Genomic DNA, 19559 nt, shown 5'->3' on the forward strand with positions numbered 1-19559 from the left:
TGTTTGGCTTCGCCAAACGGTCGCTGCGCTCCCACCCCCGGATCAATCCCTCCACTCAGCCTGCCGAAGGGGCCAGCACGGCAAGATCAAGAGCTGCAGCCGAGCTAACGCTCATCCTGTTGAGTGGTGAGGAGCCGAGGCGATGCGAGGTGCGAGGTGGGAGGTGCCTTGCTTTTGCTTTTCTGTGGGAGCGAGCCTGCTCGCGAAGGCGGCCTGACAGCCGACCTGTTTTTTGCAGATGTACTCGGCTCCACTGTGGGAGCGAGCTTGCTCGCGAAGGCGGCCTGACAGCCGACCTGTTTTTTGCAGATGTACTCGGTTCCACTGTGGGAGCGAGCCTGCTCGCGAAGGCGGCCTGACAGCCGACCTGTTTTTTGCAGATGTACTCATTCCAACTGTAGGAGTGAGCCTGCTCGCGATGGCGGTCTGCCAACCGACCAATTTCTTGCTGGCGGCACTCAATTCCAATGTGGGAGCGAGCTTGCTCGCGAAGGCGGCCTGACAGCCGACCTGTTTCTTACAGATGTACTCATTCCAACTGTAGGAGCGAGCCTGCTCGCGAAGGCGGCCTGACAGCCGACCTGTTTTTTGCAGATGTACTCATTCCAACTGTAGGAGCGAGCCTGCTCGCGAAGGCGGCCTGTCTGGCAAAGCGAATCCCAGCCTGCCAACCCTCGCTGATTCCAACGCAAAATCGACAGCCATACCCCTCCGATCCGGCCGATTCACTGGCGCTTGCGGGGGCCTCGGCTATAAAGAATGAGTGGTCAGGTCTTCCGTGGTCGGTTCGGTCGCGGGAGTTGCTCTTCCATTCATCGCGGATCGTCCTATGAACCCTCTTGGGAAACGCGTGTTGCCGTTGGCTTTTTTTGCTGTGTTGCTGGCGGGTTGTGCCAGTCCACCGCCACCTCCACCGGTAGCGCCACCTCCGCCACCGGAACGTACTTGCCAGGTCCTCGAGAACACCGAGGTCGCCGGTGACGTGTACGCCGACGGGCAGGTTACTCGACACATCACTACAACCCGTTGCGTCACGCAGTAGCGCCGGCGGGGCGTAAGTCCCGGGTTGAGCGGATTGTGCTGGTGGCCGACCTGGCCGGCACGGCGGTGTTTGCTGTCGAGGGTGCGATTGCGGCAATGCGCAGTCAGCTCGATTTGCTCGGGGTGATGGTGATTGCGTTTATCGTCGCCCTTGGCGGCGGGGTCACCCGTGATCTTTTGATTGGTGCGACGCCACCCAATGCCGTGGCCGATTGGCGTTACCCGGCGCTGGCGTTTTTCATGGGCGGGTTGGCGTTTATCTTTCATGAGCAGGTGCTGGGTTGGTCTGGATCGACGCTGATTGTGCTCGACGCTGCGGGGTTGGCGTTGTTCGCCGTGGCGGGTGCGCAGAAGGCGTTGAATTTCGGCATTACGCCGTTTGTGGCGATGCTGATGGGCACGATCACGGGGGTTGGCGGCGGGGTGATTCGCGACATTGTGCTGGCGCGGATACCGGTGGTGTTGCAGGTGGATTTGTATGCGAGTTCGGCGTTTGTCGGTGCGGCGGTGTTGATCATCGCCCGCAGGCTGGGTGTTTCCCCGGTAGCGGCGGCATTGCTGGCGGGGGCGGGGTGTTTGACGTTGCGTTTGCTGTCGGTGCATTTCGGCTGGCAATTGCCGAAAGTCATCGCCTGATACACAAATCCCTGTAGGAGCTGCCGAAGGCTGCGATCTTTTGATTTTGATTTTTTACAAACAAGATCAAAAGATCGCAGCCTTCGGCAGCTCCTACAGGGACAAGATCAGTTCAAGTCCCGAGTGGGATCAGGACAGGAACCCACCGTCGACATTCAGCGCAACACCCGTGGTGTAGCTCGACGCGTCACTGGCCAGGTACAACACCGCGCCAGCCATTTCGCTCGGATCCGCCACACGCTTGAGCGGAATCTGCGTCAGTGCTTGCTTGAGGATCGCATCGTTCTTCACCAGTGCCGAAGCGAATTTGGTGTCGGTCAGGCCCGGCAGCAGGGCGTTGCAGCGGATGCCGAACTGCGCGCATTCCTTGGCAAACACTTTGGTCATGTTGATCACCGCCGCTTTGGTCACCGAGTAGATGCCCTGGAAAATCCCCGGCGAAATACCGTTGATCGACGCGACGTTGATGATGCTGCCGCCACCGTTTTCACGCATCAGCTTGCCCGCTTCCACGGACATGAAGAAGTAGCCGCGAATGTTCACGTCGACGGTCTTCTGAAATGCGCTCAGATCGGTGTCCAGCACGTTGCAGAACTGTGGATTGGTTGCGGCATTGTTGACCAGAATGTCGAGGCGGCCGAACTGTTCCTTGATCCCGGCGAAGACCTGGCTGATCTGCTCCATTTCACCGATGTGGCAGGCCACCGCAGTGGCTTTGCCGCCAGCGGCGATGATCGCGTCGGCGACATGCTGGCAACCGTCGAGCTTGCGGCTCGAGACGATTACGTGGGCACCTTGCTGGGCCAGCAGTTTGGCGATGGCTTCGCCGATGCCACGGCTGGCGCCGGAAACGAAAGCGATTTTGCCGTCGAGGTCGAACAACTGAGTCTTGGACATAGGGGTTCCTTGGTGTGGGCCGTCAGAGGCTCGATTTCGCAATGACTTGCAGGCTCATCTGCTCCAGCAGTTTGTTCATGTGAATGAACTGCGCGAAGCGTTTGTCCTGGGTCTGGCCGTGATAGAAGCGGTAGTAGATCTGCTGCACGATGCCGGCCAGGCGGAACAGGCCGTAGGTGTAGTAGAAATCGAAATTGTCGATCTGGATGCCCGAGCGTTCGGCGTAGTAATCGACGAATTCGCGGCGCGTGAGCATGCCCGGCGCGTGGCTTGGCTGGCGGCGCATCAGTTGCACCGGCGCTGGGTCATCGGCCTGAATCCAATAGGCGAGGGTGTTGCCCAGGTCCATTAGCGGGTCGCCGAGGGTGGTCAGTTCCCAGTCGAGCACGCCGATGATCTGCATCGGGTTGTGCGGGTCGAGGATGACATTGTCGAAACGGTAGTCGTTGTGGACGATGCTTGAAGTCGGGTGGTCGGCCGGCATCTTGTCGTTGAGCCAGGCTTTGACCTTTTCCCAGTGTGGCGCGTCGGGGGTCAGGGCTTTTTCGTAGCGTTCGCTCCAGCCTTTGATCTGGCGGGCGACGTAGCCTTGCGGTTTGCCCAGATCACCGAGGCCACAGACGTTGTAGTCGACGCGGTGCAGTTCGACGAAGCGGTCGATGAAGCTTTTGCACAACGCTTCGGTTTTTGCCGAATCAAGGCCCAGCTCCGGCGGTAGTTCCGAGCGCAGGATGATGCCGTTGACCCGTTCCATCACGTAGAACTCGGCGCCGATCACCGATTCGTCGGTGCAGTGCACGTAGGCTTTCGGGCAATACGGGAAGCCGTCGCGCAATTGATTGAGGATGCGGAATTCACGGCCCATGTCGTGGGCGGATTTGGCCTTGTGGCCAAACGGCGGGCGGCGCAGGACGAATTCCTGTTCCGGGTATTCCAGCAGGTAGGTCAGGTTCGACGCACCGCCGGGGAACTGGCTGATCGCAGGTGTGCCGCTGAGGCCCGGAATGTGCGCCTTGAGGTACGGATCGATCAGGCTGGCATCGAGTTCTTCGCCAGAGCGGATACGGGTGGACTGGTCAGTAAGCGCCATGCTTATCCCTTCTGCTTATTTTGGAGGCCAGACATCATTGGCTAATCTAATGGGGCGCTCGGGCGGTCACAAGCGCGGGTCGGTCTTATAGGTTAGCGTGTTGCCGGATAATCACCTTTGGGAATGTGCGCGACGGGCTGCGGCAGACTAAGGTTTAGCGGGTATGCCATGGTCGCAAAGGAGCGTTGAAATGGGCTGTCCGCAAGTCTGTGCCACGGCCACGTTGCAATGCAGCTTCGGCGCCGCGCCGTCGATGCTCAACGTGTTGCCGGTTAACCGCACGCTGACCGGCGGGATGCCGGCGGCGAACATCATGGATCACATTCCGCTGGTCAATATCCTGCCGTTCGGGGTGTGCATGAGCATGGCCAATCCGATGGTGGCCGCTGCGACGGCGGCCGCGTTGGGGGTGTTGACGCCGATGCCGTGCATTCCGGCGACGGCCACGCCGTGGATCCCCGGCGGGGCGCCGACGTTATTGTTGGGCGGGATGCCGGCGATCGATGCCAACTCGACGTTGATGTGCAACTGGGCGGGGGTGATCAAGATTGTCGTGCCGGGGCAGATGCAGATGCTGATTCCCTGAGTTTTTTACTTGGCGTGAAATCCAAACCCCTCACCCCAGCCCTCTCCCAGGGGGAGAGGGGGCCGACCGAGTCGATTATTAGCTCTGCGCATCGAACCGATTTGATTTTGGATTCACTGCATATCCTTCACGTCGGCGAACCTCTTCAATCTCCCCCGATCAGTCCCCTCTCCCTCTGGGAGAGGGCTAGGGTGAGGGGCTCTTCAAGGTTCTCAGACCTGCTGCGGATCCGCCCACTGCCGATACCACCAGCGCACCCGCGAAATCGGCTTGCCATCCGCCCCCAGCGGCCGCCCGTCCTCGGCAAAACCTTGCTCCGGCTCCAGCAGTTGACCATTCACATAGCGCGCCTCCAGCGCCGGTTTACCATTGGGATGAAAGCGCTGATAACGCCCCTCTCGCACGCCATCGCGATAAAACTCCGCCTCCGCCACTTGCCCATCCGGGAAGTAGTTGAACGCTTCGCCGTGCAGCAACCCGCGCCGATACGTCGCCTTGCGCTGCAGAAAACCCTCCGGCGCATAAAAACTGGCGACCCCTTGCAGCTTATCGCGCACAAAGGGCATTTGCGCCGAGACCTTGCCGTTGGGGTGATAGAGCAGCGACGTGCCCTGCAGTTCGCCCTGGCTGTAATGCAGATCCGCCTGCTTGCGCCCGTCATCCTTGATGTTCAACGGCCCCTCTAGCTGACCGTCCTGCAAGCGCCCCTTGAGTTGCTTGTCGTCCTGCTGCAGATCCAGCGGTGTAATCCCCATGGCTGCTCCTTGTCAGTTGACCTGCACCAGACCGCCCTTGATGGTCAGCATGCCGCCGCCATCCACGGTCTGCGAGGCTGCGCCCTTGTTGGTCAGGCTGATGCCGGCATCGTTGGTCAGCGTCGTTCCAGCCTTGTTGTCCAGTGAGGTTCCGGCCTGATTGGTCAGCGCGGTGCCGGCCTTGTGCGTGATCGAAGTGCTGGCCGACGTCGCCAGATCAGCGCCGCTCTTGATGGTGAAACTACCGCCGCTTTGCAGAGTGAGGGTGCCGCTGACCTTGATCGTCAGGTTGCCATCGACCGTCAGGCTGTAATCGCCTGTGACCTTGTCGGTGAAGTTGCCGCCGGTGCTGTGGTTCTGGTCGGCGCCGACCTTCACCGTGCGGCTGTCCTTCACATCGAGGCTGTCGCTGCCGGTCTGAATGGTCACGCTGCGTTTACCTTTTTCCAGCGTCACCGTCTCGTCGCCGTCCTTCACTGTGCGCGTGCGCGCATTTTGCACCGTGAGGGTTTCGTCGTGGCCGACGGTGGCAGCGGTGTCGTTGAGCACGTTGATGTTGAAATCCTTCTGCGCCTGCAAGAACACTTCTTCAGCGTCCTTCTTGTCCTCGAAGCGCAGCTCGTTGAAGCCGCCGCCACCCTTGGACGACTGGGTCTTGATCCCCGATTGCGTCTGATTGGCCGGGAGGGCATAGGGCAGGGCGTTGTCGCCGTTATAAACGCAACCGGTGACCAGCGGCCGGTCCGGATCACCGTCGATAAACGTGACGATGACTTCCTGGCCGATGCGCGGGATGAACTGCATGCCGAAGCCTTTGCCGCTCCACGGCAACACCACGCGCACCCAGCAGGAGCTGGTTTCATCGTTCTTGCCGTCGCGATCCCACGGGAACTGCAACTTGATCCGGCCGTATTCGTCGGTCCAGATTTCCTCACCGGACTTGCCCACCACGATCGCGGTCTGCGGATGCATGCGCGGCTTTGGCGTCACACGTTGCGGGCGAAACGGGGTGGCTTTGGGGATGGCTTCGAAGCGGTTGCGATAACTTTCGTGGCTGGCGTCATGGGTGACCCGCGTGACGACCCAATCGACGTTCAGACTCGCATCGTCATGCCCGTCGAGGGTGAACCAGTGGCCCGGAATCAGCCAACGGCAGTCGCTTTCACCGACAAAGCGTTTCTCCTCGCTGCGCAAGCCGTCGACCCGTTGCTTGGTCAGCGCATCACCGCGCGCCTTGGCGTTGTAGCTGCCCGGATGCTCGTAGATCGAAAGCGGCCCGGCCACGGCTTCGGCCTGGCCGTAGAGCGAAGTGGTTGGCGTGGTGAATTCGTAATCCGTCGCTCGATAAACCCCGGCTACCGCTTGCAAGCAGACTTGCCCGGAACGAATGCCGTGTAACTCCCGCTCGCCCAGGCCCTGACCCAGATACTTAACCGTCGGCCCGTTGGGAATGGGTACGAAAGCATCGTTGCTGTCGCCCAATACCAGCGTGTGTTTGCCGTCGTCGTGAGTGAAAAACCAGAAAATGCCTTCCTCTTCCATTAGTCGCGAGACAAAGGCGAAGTCGGTTTCGCAGTACTGCACACAGTACTCGCGCGGCGTGTAACTGCCGGTTAGCGAGAGTTTGAAATCGCTGAAGCCATGGGCCTTGAAAATCGTCGTGACGATGTCCGAGGTCGCGAGGTTCTGGAAGACGCGGTTGTTGCTGGCTAGCGTCAGCCACCATAGCCACGGTCTTAAAATCAGCTGATAGCGCTCGGCGGTCGCATCGGCAGGCAGTTGGCGGATCTCGGCGACGAGGGCATCGAACGGGCGCAGCTGTGCATTGTTGTGCAGGGTAGTGGTGACATGGGTGGCGACGGCAGAGGTCAGCGTGAGCGAGGCGCCATCGTTGAGGCCACTGAGCATTTGCGAACCGAGCGCATTGAGCGCTTCTTCACCGGACAGACACTCAGGATAAAGCGCCGACAGCGAAGTCGCGGTGAGGGAGAGACTGGTGTTGCTGTCGGTGGAACGTGGCATGGGGTGGTCTCAATGGCTAAAACATTGAACTGCCGTCAACGGGGGCGGGGCCGAGCGACGGTGATACCGAGGCACCAGTCGATACCGGAGCCAGTAATGGAGGGGAACCAGAGGATGTCGATGGAGAAGACGGCACAACACCATAGGTAAAAAATACCGGGAAATGATCACTTCTTACGGACATGCCCAGGCAGATTTTCTGGATGACGGTTGTGCGGTGCCTGACTGACTCTCCCGATTCAACGGTGTTAGCACTGCCTTCGCAAACGGCGCTCCATTTCTCTAGTTCATGTACATAGGCATAGTCCAACAAGCTTAACTGTGCTGTTGGATGCCGAGGTTTTGCATCGATGGCATGGTTCCATTTGTATTCTTCTTCAAAATATTTTTTTGGCGTGAGATTAAGGAAGTGGCCAAACTCCTGCATGTCTCTTAATTCTCTGCTGGAGGAACTCACGTCATCACTCAGGATGCTGACATGTGTATACCCCGCACCTGTTGGCGTGAGTTTCTGCATTTTCATTATTGCGTCAGGCTTGCCATCAGTGGGTACGTTCAAATCGCCACCAAAAAAAACCAGTTTGACCCTCATGCCCTGAATGTAATTTATTGCGTTGACGATATTTCCCAGTGCCACGCAGGACGCGTTTGCATGATAGAAGCCATAACATAAATCGGTAGTTTTATGGTGAATAAGTAATGCTCCACGTTGCTCTTTGTCATCCAGTGGAACATGTTCTGAAATGTCGGTAAATTCACTGGCAATCGCGTTCTTTACAAAAACGATTGAACCCAATGTCGTGATTTTGTTCTTTGCGCTCTCGGGCTGAAGGATGCTTACTGGACTGTAATGTGCAGTCAGGTCCCTCACTAATTGGGTGTTGGCTGCGCCCGATTTACCTGTTTCGAACAAGGCGAAGATATCGGGCTTTCTTTGCTCAAGGTAATAAACCAGAAAGGCAAGTTTTTCTCTGTAAGCCTCGGATAGCGTCGAATTCTGTTCGTCGAAGTGTTGCGCGTTCCAAGTCATTATCGTGAGCGGCATTTTGATTTCTCACTTCGTTTTGTCAACTCGACGCACAGGTTGTGTATGCCGGCCTGCTGCGATTCTGAATTCCAATTGGCTCATTTATGGTGTCTCATTTGTAATGGGCAGTGGGTTGGCCACTTCCTGCAGGTTGGCAGCGGCGTTATCGATCAAACTGATGAACTTGGAGTTTTCAGGGTCTGGAAAGTAATAGCGGTGTAAATTGGGCACCGGCTGGGGGGTTGTTATCAACCGTGCCAGAAAACCAAAGCTAGAAGTCGGTCTGGATGAGAAGCCGAACAAATAAGAAGAACAGAAAGCGAAGAACTGGGAGTTGTTTATTTTCAAGAAAAAAATAGTAGCAGCCACAACTGACGGCATCGAAATGTGCACCTCTGCGACAACGGCCTCTTCAAATGCGTTTCTTTGGTGGCTGTTACCTTTTTCGCAGTATGAGTTGAAATCGATGCTGGCAATTCTGGTTGTGCCCGGTAAGGGGGCAACGAGGCATTTACCGTTATTGTCATGCGTAAACAGCAAGCCATTGTTAGCCTTGTCTACGCGCGCGACACAACCGCAAAAACCTCCTGATATTACGACTGTACCTATCGGCGCATCATAGGGGACCAGGCAGGAACCCGTTCCAAGGGTGCCATTGGTGGACTCGCCATTTGCATAATGAAAAACATACCAAGGACGGGTGCTGACAGCACCTTTCGCCTTAATCATTATTCCATTACCTTCGGGGACGCTGATTTCTATTCCTCTAGGGACACTGACTTGCCCGTTGAGGCAAGTAGTTGCGTTGGGTGAAACATCGTCGGTGTCTTGGGTCAGTAAAATGGCTTTGCTTTTTAACAGGCTGTGAATGTTGGGGATGTTGAAATTTGTCGACAGCAAGGCATTCAGATGATTGAGCGCATTTGCCAGTTCTGTTTCTTTAGGGTCGGCGTGCGTATTTAACATAGGTCATCCTTGATTTTATTTGCACAGAACTGGAGGTGTCGTTTCTGTTACTCCAGCACCCACTCCGCCAGCTTCCCCGTCACCTGTGTCATCAACACATTCTCGACATCCCGTGCACCCGCCGCGCTGCACTTGGCCAGCACCGCTTTGACAATTCCCGAATCGAACTCGAACTGCTTGCCGGTCGCCGCCTTGTACCGGCCACGCAACTTCTCAAGCTTGGCGAGCACAATCCCTTCCAGCGTCGCCTCATCCAGCGGCCGATAGGCAACCACGGTCATGCGCGCCAGAAACGCCGGGCGGAAGGCTTGCAGCAGGACCTTGTGCAGGGCTTCGTTGAAGGCTTCGGAGCCGAGTTGCGCAACCGGTGTGTCGAGCAACAGTTCGGCGCCGACGTTGCTGGTGGCGAGCATCACGGTGTTCTTGAAATCCACCACCAGCCCGGTGCCGTCCTCCATCAAGCCTTTATCGAAAACGTTGTAGAACGCCTCCAGCACATCCGGGTGGGCCTTCTCGATTTCATCGAGCAACACCACCGAATAAGGTTTGCGCCGCACCGCCTCGGTCAGCACGCCGCCGCTGCCGTAACCGACATAACCGGGTGGTGCGCCTTTGAGTTGGCTGACGGTGTGGGCCTCCTGATATTCGGAAAGATTGATGCTGATCAGGTTGCGTTCGCCGCCGTACAAGGCGTCGGCCAACGCATACGCCGTTTCGGTTTTGCCGACGCCCGTGGGGCCGACCAACAGGAACACTCCGACCGGTTTTTGCGGGTCGGTGAGTCCGGCGCGGTAGGCCTGCAAGCGTTGGGCGATGGTATTGAGCGCGAGGCTTTGGCCCATCACGCGTTGGCCCATGCGTGTGCCTAGAGTGCGCACGGCGTGGGCTTCGTCGGCGAGCATTTTGCCGACGGGGATGCCGGTCCAGCCGGCAATCACGGCGGCGACGGTTTTGGTGTCGACCTGTTCGGGCACCAGTGGGTCGTCCTGGCGAATCGCATCGAGGCCGGCCTCCAGTCGCAGCAGTTCGGCGGCCAGATGATCGATGCGGCTGTCGGTGGCTTCATCAGGTTTTTCGCTGTCGGCGCGTTCGCTCAAATCCAGCAGTTCACGGCGGGTATCGAGCAGTTCGCGTACGGCGACGCGCTCTTCGCTCCAGCGGGTTTCCAGTTCGCGAATCGCCTGAACGTTGGTCTTCGACTCACTTTCCAGCAGCGTGATGCGTTCGCGGTGGTCCAGCCCGGTGGCCTGTTCACGGCGCAGGCGTTCGACTTCTTCTTTCAGGCTTTGCTGGCGATGACGCAGGCTCTCCAGCGGTGGCGGCACATCGTGCTGGCCGAGGGCGACCCGGGCGCACGCGGTGTCGAGCACGCTGATGGCTTTGTCCGGTAACTGACGGCCGGAAATGTAGCGGTGCGAGAGCTTCACCGCTTCATGAATAGCGGCATCGAGCACCTGCACGCCGTGGTGCTGTTCAAGTTTGGCGGCCACGCCACGAAGCATTTCCACGGCAGTGATTTCGTCCGGCTCTTCTACCTGTACCAGTTGAAAGCGGCGGGCGAGGGCCGGGTCTTTCTCGAAATATTTTTTGTATTCCATCCATGTCGTGGCGGCGAGGGTGCGCAACTCGCCACGGGCCAGCGCCGGTTTCAGCAGGTTGGCCGCATCGCTGCCACCCTCGGCACCGCCAGCGCCGATCAACGTATGGGCTTCGTCGATAAACAGGATGATCGGCTTGTCGGCACTGCGCACTGCATCGATAACGCCCTTCAAGCGCTGTTCGAATTCACCTTTGACCCCGGCACCGGCCTGCAACAGACCGAGGTCGAGCACACGCAAACTGACCTCCTGCAACGATGGCGGTACATCACCGGCGGCAATGCGCAGGGCCAGGCCTTCGACCACGGCGGTTTTACCCACGCCCGGAGCACCCACCAGAATCGGATTGTTTTGCCGACGGCGCAGCAGAATGTCGATGCACTGACGGATCTCACCGTCGCGACCCACGATCGGATCAATGCGCCCGGCATGAGCGTCGGCCGTCAGATCCTGGGTGTATTGATCGAGCACCGAGTCCTGGCGCGGTGCAGGATTGGCCGATGAACCCTTACGCGCACCGACATGCTCACGAGAGTTTTCCGTCCATTCCAGCAGATTCGCGCGCAACGCTTCTTTGGGAATCCGCAGCAACGATGAGGCGCTGTTGAGCAACAAGCTGCGGCGCTCGTCGCGATCGATCAACGCCAGCAACAGCAACCCGGAACGAATACTGTCGAGCCCCAATACACTGGCCTGGACCACCGCATCTTCGAGCAAACCGAGGGTGTGCGACGACAGCGCCGGCGTGCGCGTACTGCCCGCCTTGAACAGGTCCAGCGCCTTGTTGATCTCAGCCGTGAGCGCATCACGTTCCAGGCCGAAACGCGGCAGCAGAAAAACAAAATCACCGCCCTCGATGTCGAGCAGTTCGAGCAACAGATGTTCGATCTCGACAAAGTGATGCCCGCGCTGCAAACAGCGCTGCGCGGCGCGTTCGAGGGCGCGGCGGTTGTCCGGGTTGAGGCGTCCGATCAGGCTGGCCAGTTCCATGTTCAGGTGATCTCCAGCTGACGAAGGCGGGTTTCGATGGTTTGCACGCCGAGGCTGGCCTGACGCTGCAAGCCGCCGTTCCAGCTCAGCAGAACCGGGCTCTGGCGAGCGAGCTTCAGCGGCCCGGCCCCGCGCACCCGCAGCACCAGTCTGACGTCCAGATCCGGGCCGAAATACAACCCGGCGAGACTGGCCAGTGCCGGGTGTGCTTCGCCGTCCGGGAGAAAGCGCGCCGCCTGTGTCGATGGCAATGGCCCGAGGGTCAGGCGAATACCGGCGTGCTCATCCCAGACTCGCGTGCCAGCCACGGCGCTGCGGCCCAGTTGCAGGTTGCGTCCACCCGGTTTGATCACGCTGCGGCTGGCCGGCGGGATCTGCCGCCAGGCACCCTCGTAGGCGCTCAATTCGACCGGCACGGCAAACTGCTCGCGGACAATCGCGGCGAACCCCGCCAGTGAGCGACGGCCATCGGCAAACAACGCTGTGCACGCGAGCACGGCGCAGTCGGGAACAGCCTGGCGCTCCTGCAAAGCCTTGGGCAGCAAACCGGTCAGTGCGCGCAATTGCGCCTGCACCGGCGAAGCCCCCGGCGTGACAAAACCCAACGCGACGCGGTGTTTGCGCATCACTTTGTAAAGCAGGCTGAGCAAGCGATGCTGGAACAGATCGAGAAACGCGGCCGGTGCATGATCCTTGGCCCGCGCCCGTTGTTGCAGCCAATCCTGATAGGCGTAGGGGAGAGGACCGTCCGGGCCGCCGAGACCGAAGATCGGCGTGTCGATCGTCAGCGGTTCGCCAGGCGCTTCGTGCAGCGCTTCGATCTGGCTGGCGGCAAACGCCGGCGTCAGTGGCCCGCGCAGTTTCAGCGCTTCGGTCTGAGGCGAGGTGCCGCTGCCAAGTGGATCGGCCTGCGGCTGCTCGCGTTCGAGCAACAGCAACGCCTGCAACCATTCGAAGGCCTGCGGCTCACGGCGCAGGCGCTGGCTCAGGGTCAGAGCGACAGGGGCATGCCGGCTTGGGGTTGCCATGCCTTGACCTCCTTGTCGGACTGCATCAGGACGGTGCGCACAAAGCGATTGGCCGTGGCGTACAGGGAAAAGAACTGCGCCAGCACCGCCGAAAACAGCACGGCGCTGCTGCCGACAAAGTGCTGCGGATCAAGCTGCAACTGTACTTCCAGACCATTGCGCCAACCGCGCCAGGCATCGGCGCCCACATGGCCGATCACCCGTTCACAGTTGAGTTGCAGCAGACCTTCGATCTGCCTCAACGCACTGGTCTCATCGCGCAGATTGTGCAGATGCAGAATCTCTTTCAGGGCATCCAGCGCCTGCGGTCCTTCGACCAGCGACAGATGATTGAGGGTCAGTTGCGAGACCAGGCGCCAGCGCGAATCACCGTCCAGCCGTGGCAGACTTTGCGCACTCGGCGAATTGCGCAAGCGTGCCCAGGCGACCGGCCCGGGACGCTCGAAACCCAGCGGCGTGCCGGCCGGCAGGCTTTGTGCCAGATAGCGGTTGGTGCAGAGCAACTCGGCGGTAAGGCTGTAATCGGGCAGATCGGTTTGCGGTTCAAAACGGGTGTCGACCACGCTCACCAGTAAATCACTGCCGAGCCGGTTTGGCGTCATGCCATTGACCCGTCGCGCATGCCAGTAGCGCTGCTGGTCGCCGCCGCTGTGCTGACTGCCGTAGTACGCCGGCAGACGCTGCACGCCAGCGCGAGTACTGGCGCGCATACCGCGAATGCTGTGGATCTCGACGCTGTTCTCGCGGTGGCTGTCGGCGATCAGTCGATACTCACTGCGAGTCCCGTCGGGCCGCAAAGGCTCGGAAGTCCGCGGGAACAGGTTGATCACCGGCGCGCAGCCCAGGGTGATGTCACTGGCCTGCAAGTGCAGGCGGCTAGCGGGGGCACGGTCGAAAACGATGTACAGATAGAGGGTCTGGCTGTCGCTGGAGACACCGCACAACGGCAGATCGAAAAAGTGAAATTTGTCCGGGAAAGCAAAGTATTCGGCCAGCAAGCGCATGCCCGGATGGACACCGTCTTCATCCGGCAACAGGGCTTCGTCATCACTGAAGCCGACGATGTTCGGCAAACCTTTCAGCGCCGTCGGAACACTGCCCGGCGACCCCGCCAGCACCTGCACCGCATGCGCGCCGAGCAGGTCATACAGGCAGGCATTGACCACCGGTGACGCGGCCAGATGGATGCGCAATTGTTCAATACCCAGATCTGCCCATTGGCTTTCGCCCAGGCAACGCAGGCTCAAACGCAATGCCGAGCGCGACTGCGCGACACCGGTCAACGCTTGGGCTTCATCGCTGCCCAGCAGCAGCGCCTCGCTGACTTCGATCGGCCATAAACGAACGGCGGCCGAGGTGCGAAAGTGAATGCTCTCGCCTTTGCTGGTGGTGACGAATAACGGCGTGTCGCGGAGCAGGGAATAGCCGTCGTCGAGGTTGCCTTTGCTCGGGTCCGGCTCGAACTGCACGATGGCGCAGGACGGCAACGGCCGCATCGCCAACGGATAGAGTTGTTCGAGCAACGCGTCGCTGAACTCGGCGTAGTCGTCATCCAGGCGCCTTTGCAGGCGTGCGGCGAGCAACGCAAAGCCTTCCAGCAAACGCTCAACGTGGGGATCGGGGCATTCGCCTGGCGACAGTTCCAGGCGTCGCGCGACTTTTGGATAGCGCTCGGCAAACTGGCTGCCGGCGTGGCGCAGCCAGGTCAGTTCGCGTTGGTAGTAGTCGAGCAGTTGCGGATCAATCGAGTCGCTCATGGCGCACCTCCAGCCCTTCGCCGCCGGGCTCGATGACAAACGCCACCGGCCAGTGCTGCTGGCCGCTGCGCAACTCGCCGAGCAAGCGAATGCTCATCCGCTGCGGCTGTTCGGGCAAGGGATTGACCTGAACTTCGCTGAGTTTCAGGCGCGGTTCGAAACAGGTGATGGCTTCGCGAATATCGCGTGCCAGCTTGCGCCGATCATCGCTGCGCTGCTGTTGCAGGGCGCTCCAGTCAGCGATGCCGTAGTCGATCACACTCGCTGGTGTGGTTCGTGTGAGTGGACCACGACGTGTATTGAACAGGCGCCCGAGCTCGGCGTGCACCGAGTCGAGCAAGTCTTGCCGATCGAATGCGCGCGGATTCTCGGCCTCGCTGGTCGCGAGGCGTTCGAACAGCGGTGCGCGCATGCCGGTGCCTGCCATGGCCGGAACGCCGGGTTAGCTGACAAGCTTGTTGGCGGCCATGTCCCAGGTCGACGCGGCGGTGCCTTCCTTGGTGCCGTCGTCTTTCTGTGCGGTGAGCTCCCATTTGATCTTGGTGAAGTTCAGCGATACGGTCTCCACCGGTTTACCGCCGGTGCCGCCGCTGACGCTGACGTTCGACAGCACTACATTGGTCAGGGTGTAGACGATGAAGGGCATCAACTGCCCGCTGCCCTCGGCGGCGTTGCGGCCGATGGTGATGACTGCTTCGGGAATCGGTTTGCCGGCGCAGCAGTACTCGTTGAGCGAGGGCGTCGAGCTGTCGACGAACTTGGTAACAGTGAACTCACCGATATGTGGCTTGCCGGAAGTGCGTTCCGAGTTGCTGACGTCGTTGGTCACTTGCATCGCGACGTTGTGGCTGTAGGACATGACTTCGATCTTGTCCGCAAAACCTTCGAGCAGGCTGTCGCCTTTGATGTCGCCGCCGAGGTCGAGAATGATTGCATCCATCGCTTGAAACTCCTGAAGAAATTCACATTAGGCAAACGGGCTGAACACGGAACCCGTGGCGAGGGGAAAAATCCCCTCGCCATCAGGGTTTTCTCTGCAGCTTTAAGCGGCAACCGGCGGTGGCAACGTCGCCACCAGGCGAATCGATGCGGTCAGCTCTTCCAGCTGGAAGTGCGGTCGCAGGAACACCGTCGCCCGGTAGGCGCCAGGCTTGCCGGCGACTTCGGTGACGTCTACCCGCGCTTCACGCAACGGGTACTGCGCCTTGATTTCCTGCGGCGCGTTGTCGTTGATCAGCACGTAGTCGGCGATCCAGTTGTTGAGGTAGGTCTGCACGTTGTCGCGGGTCATGAAGCTGCCAACCTTGTCGCGCATGATCACCTTCAGATAATGGGCGAAACGTGACGCGGCGAGAACATACGGCAACATCGCCGAGATCCGCGCGTTGGCGTTGGCCTCGTTGGTGTTGTAGACCTTGGATTTGTTGGTGGTCTGGCCGCCGAAGAACACCGCCACATCGCTGTTTTTCTTGTGGCACAGGGCGATGAAACCGAGGTCGTTAAGTTCTTTTTCGCGGCGATCGGTGATCGCCACTTCGGTCGGGCATTTCAGTGACAGGTCGCCGGAGCTGGTGCGGAACGTATGCGCCGGTAAACCTTCGACCGCGCCGCCACCTTCAGCACCACGGATCGCTGCGCACCAACCGTACTTGGCGAACGCTTCGGTGATGCGTTGCGACAGCGCCCAGGCCGCATTGCCCCACAGGTATTTGCTGTGGTCGGTGCCGTTGACGTCTTCGACGTAGTTGATGCCTTCCACTGGCGAGGTGTCAGGGCCGTAGGGCAGGCGCAGAAGGAAGTGCGGCAGCACCAGAGACACGTAGCGCGAATCCTCGCTCTCGCGGAACGAGCGCCACTTGATCAGCTCCTGACTCTCGAACACTTTCGACAGATCACGCGGCACCGCCAGTTCGGTGAAGCTGTTCATGTCGAACAGGCGCGGGCTGGCGGCGGCAATGAACGGCGCGTGGGCAGCGGCGGCAACGTTCGACAGTTTCTCCAGCAGGCCAATGTCCTGCGGATGCCGGCCAAAGGTGTAGTCACCGACCAGCAAGCTGAAGGGATGGCCACCGAAGGTGCCGTATTCCTCTTCGTAGATCTTCTTGAACAGTGCGCTCTGGTCAAACTCGACGGCTTTTTCCAGGTCGTTCTGCAACTCTTTCTGTGTGACGTTGAGCAAGCGCAGTTTAAGCCGGGTGCTGGTTTCGGTGTTCTGCACCAGCATGTGCAGACCACGCCACGAGGCTTCGAGTTTTTGCAGATCGGGATGGTGCAGCACCTCGTTGAGCTGGGCGCTGATCAACTCGTCGATCTGGCTGATGCGGTCGTTGATCATTGCCACGGTGTCCTTGTCGATGGCCATGCCTTCGTCAAGTACCTGGGTAGCGAATTCCGCGAGCATGTCGCGGGCGTAGTCCTGCTGACTGTCATCGTGGGCCATGCGGCCGTCGAGAATGATCTGGTCGAGCAGGGAAAGTGTCTCGGTCGTACTGTCGCTGGCTTGTTTCTGAGCAGAAGCGGGCATGGCGAATTCTCCCCTCGATTAAGTGGACGATCAGGCTTGCGGTTCGGCCGGTGCCTCGGCATCAGCTGCCGGGGTAGCGGTGTCTGGGCGGGCCGATTTGATTTCCTGCAGGCCTTCGGTGTTGGCGATGACATCGCGCAACAGCTTGTCCAGGTCATCGTTGCCGTCGAGTTTGGTCAGCAGATCGCGCAGACGCTGGCGTGCCTCGAACAGGCGCCGCAGCGGCGTGACTTGCTCCACCACCTTGACCGGGTCGAAGTCGTCGATGTGTTTGAAATTGAGTTCGATATTGAGCTTGCTGTCGTCGCCGCTGAGGGTGTTGTTGACCTGCAGCGTGGCGCGCGGACTGATCGAGGCGAGCACTTCGTTGAAGTTGTCACGGTCGATTTCGGTGAAACGCCGCTCAGTCAGTTTTGCCAATGGTTCAAGTGGCTTGCCCGACAGATCGGCGAGAATTCCGACCACCAGTGGCAGTTCCTTTTTCTCGATGGCGTTGCCGATTTCGACGTCGTAGGTGATTTGCACTCGGGGCGGGCGCACCCGGTCGAGCTTGTGCTGAGTACTTTCTGCCATGTCGGCGGACTCCGATGCGATGAGCGGGCGCAATGCATCGGGGAGGCCCGTTCATCGCTTTCCCTTGCTGGACCGTAGGTTAGAAAGGGAGGCAGATGACCTGTCGTTCCTTTGACAAACCTTCTTGATTCGGCTGTAGGAACCGAACTACCCAAGACGCTAGAACAGGTCTATAAAAAAGCAAGCAAAAACATTTTTGGACAGGTTCGCGAAAAGGAAAATTCATTTTGCATAGACGACTTTTTCTAACACTGCTGTTTGCGTCCCTGGCCGGTTGCTCGCTCTTCGGGCCGAAAGTGGACCTCGACAGCCTGACCCTCGACGTCGCGCCAAAAGCCAACGACGACACCCCGATTGCCGTGGACTTCGTTGCGGTCGCCGATCCGGATTTGCTCAAGCAATTGTCGGGCATCAGTGCCAGCCAGTGGTTCGCCGGGCGCGAACAGTACCAGCGCGACTATCGTCAGCTGATGAGCGTGTGGGGACTGGAGCTGGTGCCGGGGCAATTCATTGACCGCCAGCCCTTCCCGTTAGGGGGCAAGAAGGCCGCTGGACTTTTGGTCTTCGCCAGCTATACCACACCCGGAGCACACCGCTTGCGCCTCGACGATCAGAGTGAGGCGTGGCTGAAATTCGACAGCCGCGAGATGAGCCTGGTCAACCCCGAACACTGAAACACCACCGCTGCCGCCGGATCGCGGCTTTGTCGAAAGGAGTCGTATGAGCCTGCTACCTGACGCGGTTTGCTGGCACGAAGGCATGCAATTGCTGCCGCAGCATTTTCAGTTGCAAGGGCTGCGAGCCGAAGCGCTCGGCGCGCATCTGGCGCAAGCGTGCAACCCGTGGTTCTGGGGTGTCAGCCACATGGAGTTCGATCCTTCGGCGCTGAGCGCTGGGGTGGTGCGGGTACTCTCGCTGCAAGGGACGATGCCCGACGGTCTGCCGGTGGATTTGCAGGCCGGGATCGGGCCGGCACTCGAGCTGGATGTCAGTGCGGCCGTCGATGCCACCGACGATGCGACCGTCACCGTGTACCTGGCGATCAGCCCGATGTGGCGTGCCGGGCAGTTGCTGCCGCTCAAGGGCCGCTTGCAGTCGGTGGTGGGTGACGCGCTACCGGATCTCACCAGTGGTGAATTCCCTGAATCGATCACCGTGTGGCGACCTAATCCACGCCTGTGCACGCAACTGAACAAAGCCGATTCGATCTGCCTGCCACTGCTGAAAATCCGCAAGGAGGGCGGCGGGTTCCTGGCGCTGACTTACACCGCGCCAACACCGCTGCTGTTGCCGGAGTCTGCACTGGGTCGACGCATCGCCGGCCTCTGCGCGCGGGCGCGGGAGAAATGCCTGTTTCTCGGCGGCCGCTTGCGTCAGGCGCAACAGGCTGGCAACCAGGACGATGCGCTGGAAATCCGCCGCCAGTTGACAGCGTTGTGGGCGCGCTTGCCGGAAGTCGAAGGCGCACTGAGCAGTCGTATCGTGCATCCGCAATCTTTGTATGTGCACCTGCTCGGGCTGGCAGGCGCATGGGCGGCGCTCGATCCGCTGGCTGGGGTGCCGGCGTTTGCGCCGCTGGATTTTCTCGAGTTGCAGCGCGGTTTTGATGCAGTGCTGCAATGGCTGGAAACCACCCTCGAACTGATCCGTGCCGGCTACCGCAGCCTGCCTTTCGAGCGTGGTGAGCACAGCTTTTCCATTCAACTGCCGGACGAGCAGCCGAGTCAGCGTCTGGTGATCGGTCTGCGCATGCCCAACGGCGCCAGCGAACAAGCGGCCATTGACTGGTTGCGCGGTGCGATCATCGCCTCGGCACCGCACATTGCGCTGCTCAGTCGTCAGCGCATGAGCGGTTTGACGCATCAGGTCATGAGCCGCAGCGAACAGGTGGCCTACAGCGTCGGCGAAGACACGCGACTGTTTGTGATCACGGCCGAAGGCACGTGGTTTGATGCGCAACTGCCGCTGGTCATCGCTGCACCGGCGGCGAAGCTGACCAGCAGTCCGTGGCAAGTGGTGCTGTTTATCGCCCAGAACAGTGAAAGTGCCTGATCACACAAGGAACGCCG

Annotated in this window: 17 protein-coding genes; 4 read left to right on the forward strand and 13 right to left on the reverse strand. The window is 59.8% G+C overall.

All coding sequences use genetic code 11. The features are described from left to right. The first annotated feature begins 1026 nt into the window (after window positions 1–1026). Window positions 1027–1677 carry a trimeric intracellular cation channel family protein gene (locus U6037_RS10895; RefSeq protein ID WP_322846741.1) on the forward strand — a complete coding sequence of 217 codons (651 nt, stop codon included), beginning with the start codon at window positions 1027–1029 and terminating at the stop codon, window positions 1675–1677. A gap of 129 nt (window positions 1678–1806) precedes the next feature. On the opposite strand, the gene U6037_RS10900 is transcribed toward U6037_RS10895, so the two are convergent. Both U6037_RS10900 and U6037_RS10905 read right to left on the reverse strand, forming a co-directional pair. Further along, entirely contained in the window at window positions 1807–2574 is a 768-nt protein-coding gene (locus tag U6037_RS10900) for an SDR family oxidoreductase (protein WP_034152479.1), read from the reverse strand. Between the two features lie 22 nt (window positions 2575–2596). Then, on the reverse strand, window positions 2597–3664 hold the full coding sequence (locus tag U6037_RS10905) for a phosphotransferase family protein (RefSeq protein WP_322846742.1): 1068 nt from the start codon (window positions 3662–3664) through the stop codon (window positions 2597–2599). Window positions 3665–3854: 190 nt separating this feature from the next. Between U6037_RS10905 and U6037_RS10910 the strand changes: the two genes are divergently transcribed. After that, complete coding sequence (locus tag U6037_RS10910; RefSeq protein ID WP_007911072.1) at window positions 3855–4250, forward strand: DUF4280 domain-containing protein; 396 nt, start codon at window positions 3855–3857, stop codon at window positions 4248–4250. A gap of 212 nt (window positions 4251–4462) precedes the next feature. Here U6037_RS10910 and U6037_RS10915 read toward each other — a convergent pair whose 3' ends face one another. The 11 genes from U6037_RS10915 to tssB form a co-directional block, all read right to left on the reverse strand. Continuing rightward, window positions 4463–5005, reverse strand: coding sequence for a toxin-antitoxin system YwqK family antitoxin (locus tag U6037_RS10915; RefSeq protein WP_322846743.1), 543 nt, complete (start codon window positions 5003–5005; stop codon window positions 4463–4465). Window positions 5006–5017: 12 nt separating this feature from the next. Beyond that, window positions 5018–7027 carry a type VI secretion system tip protein VgrG gene (tssI, locus tag U6037_RS10920; RefSeq protein WP_322846744.1) on the reverse strand — a complete coding sequence of 670 codons (2010 nt, stop codon included), beginning with the start codon at window positions 7025–7027 and terminating at the stop codon, window positions 5018–5020. Window positions 7028–7043: 16 nt separating this feature from the next. Then, window positions 7044–8072 (reverse strand): hypothetical protein, encoded by a 1029-nt coding sequence (locus tag U6037_RS10925; RefSeq protein ID WP_322846745.1) that lies wholly within the window; start codon window positions 8070–8072, stop codon window positions 7044–7046. Window positions 8073–8156: 84 nt separating this feature from the next. Next, window positions 8157–9020, reverse strand: a complete 864-nt coding sequence (locus tag U6037_RS10930) for a hypothetical protein (RefSeq protein WP_322846746.1) — start codon at window positions 9018–9020, stop codon at window positions 8157–8159. Between the two features lie 47 nt (window positions 9021–9067). Continuing rightward, window positions 9068–11608 (reverse strand): type VI secretion system ATPase TssH, encoded by a 2541-nt coding sequence (gene tssH, locus U6037_RS10935; protein ID WP_322846747.1) that lies wholly within the window; start codon window positions 11606–11608, stop codon window positions 9068–9070. A 2-nt stretch (window positions 11609–11610) separates the two neighbouring features. After that, window positions 11611–12636 carry a type VI secretion system baseplate subunit TssG gene (gene tssG / locus U6037_RS10940; protein ID WP_322846748.1) on the reverse strand — a complete coding sequence of 342 codons (1026 nt, stop codon included), beginning with the start codon at window positions 12634–12636 and terminating at the stop codon, window positions 11611–11613. After that, a complete protein-coding gene (gene tssF / locus U6037_RS10945; protein WP_322846749.1) occupies window positions 12600–14393 on the reverse strand; it encodes a type VI secretion system baseplate subunit TssF in 1794 nt (597 codons plus the stop codon). Before tssF ends, tssG begins: the two co-directional genes overlap by 37 nt. Beyond that, the gene (gene tssE / locus U6037_RS10950; RefSeq protein ID WP_322846750.1) at window positions 14377–14820 is read right to left on the reverse strand and encodes a type VI secretion system baseplate subunit TssE; all 444 of its coding nucleotides are present in this window, start codon (window positions 14818–14820) and stop codon (window positions 14377–14379) included. Before tssE ends, tssF begins: the two co-directional genes overlap by 17 nt. Before the next feature lie 15 nt (window positions 14821–14835). Further along, the gene (locus U6037_RS10955) at window positions 14836–15333 is read right to left on the reverse strand and encodes an Hcp family type VI secretion system effector (RefSeq protein WP_150650720.1); all 498 of its coding nucleotides are present in this window, start codon (window positions 15331–15333) and stop codon (window positions 14836–14838) included. 102 nt (window positions 15334–15435) lie between these two features. Next, window positions 15436–16917: a type VI secretion system contractile sheath large subunit gene (gene tssC / locus U6037_RS10960; RefSeq protein WP_129394379.1), complete on the reverse strand. Its 1482-nt coding sequence runs from the start codon at window positions 16915–16917 to the stop codon at window positions 15436–15438. A gap of 30 nt (window positions 16918–16947) precedes the next feature. Next, a complete protein-coding gene (tssB, locus tag U6037_RS10965; protein ID WP_064390536.1) occupies window positions 16948–17490 on the reverse strand; it encodes a type VI secretion system contractile sheath small subunit in 543 nt (180 codons plus the stop codon). Window positions 17491–17717: 227 nt separating this feature from the next. Between tssB and U6037_RS10970 the strand changes: the two genes are divergently transcribed. Next, window positions 17718–18164 (forward strand): type VI secretion protein, encoded by a 447-nt coding sequence (locus U6037_RS10970; RefSeq protein WP_322846751.1) that lies wholly within the window; start codon window positions 17718–17720, stop codon window positions 18162–18164. Window positions 18165–18210: 46 nt separating this feature from the next. Beyond that, entirely contained in the window at window positions 18211–19542 is a 1332-nt protein-coding gene (tssK, locus tag U6037_RS10975) for a type VI secretion system baseplate subunit TssK (RefSeq protein ID WP_322846752.1), read from the forward strand. The last annotated feature ends 17 nt before the right edge of the window (window positions 19543–19559 follow it).

The sequence above is a fragment of the Pseudomonas sp. B33.4 genome, from assembly GCF_034555375.1.
Lineage (GTDB): Bacteria > Pseudomonadota > Gammaproteobacteria > Pseudomonadales > Pseudomonadaceae > Aquipseudomonas.

What these genes read in the sequence shown, in the direction of transcription:
- tssC (WP_129394379.1), bottom strand. Translation starts at nt 16,917, where the DNA reads ATGCCCGCTTCTGCTCAGAAACAAGCCAGCGACAGTACGACCGAGACA.
- tssH (WP_322846747.1), bottom strand. Translation starts at nt 11,608, where the DNA reads ATGGAACTGGCCAGCCTGATCGGACGCCTCAACCCGGACAACCGCCGC.
- tssK (WP_322846752.1), top strand. Translation starts at nt 18,211, where the DNA reads ATGAGCCTGCTACCTGACGCGGTTTGCTGGCACGAAGGCATGCAATTG.
- tssB (WP_064390536.1), bottom strand. Translation starts at nt 17,490, where the DNA reads ATGGCAGAAAGTACTCAGCACAAGCTCGACCGGGTGCGCCCGCCCCGA.
- U6037_RS10925 (WP_322846745.1), bottom strand. Translation starts at nt 8,072, where the DNA reads ATGCCGCTCACGATAATGACTTGGAACGCGCAACACTTCGACGAACAG.
- U6037_RS10955 (WP_150650720.1), bottom strand. Translation starts at nt 15,333, where the DNA reads ATGGATGCAATCATTCTCGACCTCGGCGGCGACATCAAAGGCGACAGC.
- U6037_RS10900 (WP_034152479.1), bottom strand. Translation starts at nt 2,574, where the DNA reads ATGTCCAAGACTCAGTTGTTCGACCTCGACGGCAAAATCGCTTTCGTT.
- tssE (WP_322846750.1), bottom strand. Translation starts at nt 14,820, where the DNA reads ATGGCAGGCACCGGCATGCGCGCACCGCTGTTCGAACGCCTCGCGACC.
- U6037_RS10910 (WP_007911072.1), top strand. Translation starts at nt 3,855, where the DNA reads ATGGGCTGTCCGCAAGTCTGTGCCACGGCCACGTTGCAATGCAGCTTC.
- U6037_RS10905 (WP_322846742.1), bottom strand. Translation starts at nt 3,664, where the DNA reads ATGGCGCTTACTGACCAGTCCACCCGTATCCGCTCTGGCGAAGAACTC.
- U6037_RS10915 (WP_322846743.1), bottom strand. Translation starts at nt 5,005, where the DNA reads ATGGGGATTACACCGCTGGATCTGCAGCAGGACGACAAGCAACTCAAG.
- tssG (WP_322846748.1), bottom strand. Translation starts at nt 12,636, where the DNA reads ATGGCAACCCCAAGCCGGCATGCCCCTGTCGCTCTGACCCTGAGCCAG.
- tssI (WP_322846744.1), bottom strand. Translation starts at nt 7,027, where the DNA reads ATGCCACGTTCCACCGACAGCAACACCAGTCTCTCCCTCACCGCGACT.
- U6037_RS10930 (WP_322846746.1), bottom strand. Translation starts at nt 9,020, where the DNA reads ATGTTAAATACGCACGCCGACCCTAAAGAAACAGAACTGGCAAATGCG.
- tssF (WP_322846749.1), bottom strand. Translation starts at nt 14,393, where the DNA reads ATGAGCGACTCGATTGATCCGCAACTGCTCGACTACTACCAACGCGAA.